This window comes from Parazoarcus communis SWub3 = DSM 12120, assembly GCF_003226565.1.
GTDB lineage: Bacteria > Pseudomonadota > Gammaproteobacteria > Burkholderiales > Rhodocyclaceae > Parazoarcus > Parazoarcus communis.
In genome coordinates this window covers 1-255 of the sequence record NZ_QKOE01000198.1, presented here as the reverse complement: position 1 = coordinate 255, position 255 = coordinate 1, and the positions used below count along the sequence as shown (strand labels likewise).

Genomic DNA, 255 nt, shown 5'->3' with positions numbered 1-255 from the left:
CATTTCGGCAAGACGCTTCGCCTTGTCGTCGATGTGGTAGCTGAACAGCTCCTCAGCCAGATCCACCTTGATGATGCGCGACAGGTGCGCTTCGCTGACCGCATGGTAGAAGCGCGCCTTGGCGCCGCTGTCCGAGAGCTTGCGACCCCGGTGCTTCACGCCTTCGTCCTGATCGGTAAGCTTGCCCGTCCATTGATCCGCTTGCCGGGTCAGCGCGTCGATACGCTCGTTGCGCTGCTGGGTCTTTTGGGCTGC

1 pseudogene is annotated in these 255 nt (G+C 62.0%); it reads right to left on the bottom strand.

Annotation, left to right across the window (positions count from 1 at the left end):
* Positions 1 to 255 (bottom strand): annotated as a pseudogene (locus tag DNK49_RS23730) (IS1634 family transposase); the annotation flags it as partial.